The organism is Desulfuromonas sp. TF (assembly GCF_000472285.1).
Taxonomy (GTDB): Bacteria; Desulfobacterota; Desulfuromonadia; order Desulfuromonadales; family ATBO01; genus ATBO01.
Map to the genome: position 1 here is coordinate 1 of NZ_KI421423.1, position 3,924 is coordinate 3,924.

Consider the following 3,924-nt stretch of genomic DNA (forward strand, 5'->3'; position numbering starts at 1 on the left):
GACGGCGAGGAAAAGGGACCAATCCTCGACGAATTCGATGCCTTTGTCGATTGTCTTGACGGTTTTCTTCAGCATGAAGACCTCTGCGATAGCTCTGCGGCACCTTCCAGTCCGGTAAGCAGGTTCTGGTTTCCTCCCGGGATGACCATTTCGAAAGACGAGTCGATCGTCGCATAATTGTAATAGCCGAGACGACATAAAGGACGGATTCGCAGAATGTCGATGCGTCCGTCGGCTCCGATGAACTCATCCTTGATATGCACCTGGACCACCCGGCCGATAATAACATCCACCGTGCCCATGGGTCCGTTTCCAGGGAGGCGGAGCGTCTGATGGTAGGTACATTCAAACTGGATCGGCGACTCCGCCACCCTGCAGGGTTTCACAAGGAGGGAAGGAGCCTTGGTGACGCCTGCCAGTTCGAATTCATCAATCTCCGGAGGGACTTCGGCCGCGGATCGATTCACCGCCTCCCGCAAATCATAGGTGGCCATGTTATAGACAAATTCCCCCGTTTGCTCAGCATTGACGGCCGTGTCCTTCCGCCTCCCCTCCGTGGTCTGATTAGCGGCAAACATGACATACGGAGGATCGAAGGTCAGATTCTGAAACTGGCTGTAGGGTGCCAGGTTGTGCTCCCCGGTCGGACTCAAGGTGGAGATCCAGCCGATCGGCCGAGGCACAACACATGATTTGAAGGGGCTCTGCGGCAAGCCGTGATTGTTTTGCTGCGGATCATAATTCATCAAGACTCCTTTCATGGGACTTCTGAGGGCAGTTACTTTAAAAGCCCGCCTTTCGGCGGGCTTCTAGAAGGCTCGACGAGTATCCGAGGAGGTTTAAAGCTTGCGCATCTTTTCGAGATAGTCTTTTCCGATCCGTGTTTCCCATGATTTATAGACGGGGACAGCCGTATCCTTCAGCTTCTGCTCTTCCTGCGCCGAGAGCTTGTAAAATTGGACGCCGTCGGCTTTGGCGGACGCTATCAGCTCATCCTCTTGTTGCTGATTGGCCAGCCGGGTTTTGGCGCTCTCCTCCTCAATGACCTCGATCAGGATCTTCTGCAGATCTGCAGGCAGCTTATCGTACCACCGTTTATTGATGTAGTGAATAAACATCCCCTGAATGTAGTTGACTTCAGTGAAATGCCTGGCTATCTCGAATTTCTTGGTGATGCTGCAGGTGATGGCGGTTTGATCGAGGCCGTTGATAACCCCGGTCTGCATGGCATGGGCGACGTCCGGCCAAGGCATGACGGTGTACTGCAGGCCCCAGGTCTTGAAGATGTCCCGTAAGACAGGAGCCTCGGCGATGCGGAACTTGATGTTCTTGGCATCCTCGAGAGTCTGGACGGGTTGAGTGGTCGCCCAGCCCTGACTACCGTATCCGGTGAGATCCACGGTCATCAGCCCTTGAGAAAGGGCGATGTCGCGGAACTCGTCGAACAGTTCCTTGTTTTGACGGAACTTCTCAAGTTTTTCATAGGTTTCGATGAGGTAGGGAAGGCTCAGGAAGGCAAATTTGGGGTTGATGTTGACCGCCGCCACATTGGATAAGACCATGCCGTGAACGGCCCCCATTTTCACCTTGTTGATGACGTCCCTTTCGCCGCCGAGCTGGGCCATGGGACGATAATCGACATAGAGGCGGCCCCCGCTGCGCTCCCAGACGGCGTCGCGGATGTGGTAGCCTATGGCTGCGGCCTTCTGCGACGGGTGTGTGATGTTGGAGAGTAGATAGGTGTACTGGGCGCCTTTGGGGTCAAACTTGGGACTCCAGTCTTCAAGGGGATCGGCCATCGCCGGACTGCAGAGCAATGAACCAACGAGACCTGCCAATAAGAGACGAAGAAAATAACTTTTCATGGCTACACTCCTTTTCTGCTTTGGGGTTTGGATACTATGGGTTGGTCCTTGGCTCCGTGCCCCGCCTGACTGCGAAACAACCTTTTGCGGGTGTGTGGAACCCTGTTAGAACATGTAATTCTTCGCCTCAATCGCCGCCTTGGCGAGGAGCTGTTTGGATCCCAGCAGTCCCTCCTGTCGATAGGTCGAAAGGCGTCCGATAGCCTGCTGCATTGAAGCCATCTCGGACCCTTCCAAGGCATAGGCATTGCAGCGGGAGGCGGCCAGATGAAAGCGGACCGCCCGCTCGAAGGCCGCAACCTTTACCACCGCCTCCAGGAGCTCACGTTTCCGGGAGCTTGCCCCCGGATACGCCTTTTTGGCCCGCAGAATCACGCTCTCCAGTGCGAAGATGCCGATGACCAGATCCGCCAGTGCCAGCAAGACCTCCTGAGACTCCCGGGCTGTCCAGGAGGCCTCGAGGATCGCCAGGAAGAGCTGCTTCAGGTTGCCCAGAAGGGCGAACTCTCCGGCGAACAACCCTTCACCTTCGATGCCCTCCATTCCGGCGCCCCGGATCTCCTCCCAGGCTGCTCCGGCCCGCTCGTGAAGTGCGAGAATTCCATTCTCGGCCCGACGGAAAAGAAGGGTGGGGATGAGGATGCGGTTGATTTCGTTGGTTCCCTCGAAGATGCGCTGAATACGCTCGTCCCGATAGTAGCGTTCGGCCGGGTATTCGCTCACGTATCCGTAGCCCCCATGAACCTGAACCACCTCGTCGACCACATCGGCTAGAATGTCGGTGCAGAAAACCTTGGCGATGGCGCATTCGCCGGCGTATTCCTCGATGGCCTTCTGGTAGCGCTCGTAATAATCCGAGCCTGAGCGATCAAGGGTCGCGATGCGTTCATCCAGAAGGCCGGCCACACGATAAACCACGGACTCGGAGGCATAGGTGGCGGCCGTCATGTCCGCCAGTTTCTCCCGGATGGCGCCAAAGTCTCCGATTGGCCGGCCGAACTGCTTTCTCTCTCCTGCGTAACCAGCGGCCTCGGCAAATGCGCCCTTGGCCATTCCAATCGCCGTGGCGGCCACCTTGAGCCGACCGATGTTGAGGACGTTGAAAGCGATCTTGTGTCCTTTTCCCGGTTCTCCCAGCAGGTTCTCCACAGGCACCCGCACATCCTGCAGAAGAACCTGGGCCGTGGAAGAGCCTTTGAGCCCCATTTTCTTTTCCTCCGGCCCCACGGAAAAGCCGGCATAACCCTTCTCCACGAGAAAGGCCGAAAAGAGCTTCCCGTCGATTTTGGCAAAAACCGTGAAAAACTCGGCGAAGGCGGCGTTGGTGATGAACTGTTTGATCCCGTTGAGCACGTAATGGCGGCCATCCTCACTCAGCACCGCCGTGGTGCGGGCGCTCAGTGGGTCGCTGCCGCAGTCGGGCTCGGTCAGGCAGTAGGCGCCGATCCACTCGCCCGAGGTGAGTTTCCCCAGGTAGCGCTCTTTCTGTTCGGTCGTGCCGTAGTAGACAACGGGGAGCGAACCGATGCCGGTCTGACCGCCGTAGGTGATGGAGAAGGAGCCCGCCGGCCCCATTTTCTCCGCCAGCAGCATGCTGGTGGCTTTGTCGAGTTCCAGGCCGCCGAACTCCTCAGGAATATCGACAAGAAATAGTCCCAGATCCGCACAGCGCCGCATCTTCTCCACCACCAGGGCGAAGTCCTGCCCTTCCATGCGGTCCATTTCCGGCAGGATCTCCTTTTTCACGAAATCCTCGGTAGTCTCGGCTATCTGTCGCTGCTCCGAAGAGAAGTCCTCCGGGGAAAAGCCGGCCGAAGCGCGAGCGTCGGTCAGCAGAAATTCTCCGCCTTTGGGTAGTTGATCCGACATGGATAGATCTCCTCAATATGTTTCTTGATCCTGCTTAAGCCGTTGCTGCCGGAAAGCGGATTATTTCTCTTCAGAGTAGTCGTAGAAGCCCTTGCCCGTCTTGCGCCCATGGTAGCCGGCCTTGATCATGTTGCGGAGCAGCCCCGGCGGAGCGAAGCGGGCTTCCTTCATGTACTCGTAGAAAATGTTC

General features: G+C 57.0%; 4 protein-coding genes. All 4 read right to left on the reverse strand.

Features of this window, described 5'->3' with window-relative positions; genetic code table 11:
* Positions 1-68 precede the first annotated feature (68 nt).
* Complete coding sequence (locus DTF_RS0115870; RefSeq protein ID WP_027716117.1) at positions 69-746, reverse strand: flavin reductase family protein; 678 nt, start codon at positions 744-746, stop codon at positions 69-71.
* Between the two features lie 93 nt (positions 747-839).
* A complete protein-coding gene (locus tag DTF_RS0115875) occupies positions 840-1,865 on the reverse strand; it encodes a TRAP transporter substrate-binding protein (protein WP_027716118.1) in 1,026 nt (341 codons plus the stop codon).
* A gap of 105 nt (positions 1,866-1,970) precedes the next feature.
* Positions 1,971-3,734, reverse strand: a complete 1,764-nt coding sequence (locus DTF_RS0115880) for an acyl-CoA dehydrogenase family protein (protein WP_027716119.1) — start codon at positions 3,732-3,734, stop codon at positions 1,971-1,973.
* A gap of 60 nt (positions 3,735-3,794) precedes the next feature.
* On the reverse strand, positions 3,795-3,920 hold the full coding sequence (locus DTF_RS27840) for a 3-hydroxyacyl-CoA dehydrogenase family protein (protein WP_226989387.1): 126 nt from the start codon (positions 3,918-3,920) through the stop codon (positions 3,795-3,797).
* Positions 3,921-3,924 lie beyond the last annotated feature (4 nt).

Coding starts and splice junctions, on each gene's coding strand:
- DTF_RS0115870 (WP_027716117.1), bottom strand. CDS start 746: ATGAATTATGATCCGCAGCAAAACAATCACGGCTTGCCGCAGAGCCCC.
- DTF_RS0115875 (WP_027716118.1), bottom strand. CDS start 1,865: ATGAAAAGTTATTTTCTTCGTCTCTTATTGGCAGGTCTCGTTGGTTCA.
- DTF_RS0115880 (WP_027716119.1), bottom strand. CDS start 3,734: ATGTCGGATCAACTACCCAAAGGCGGAGAATTTCTGCTGACCGACGCT.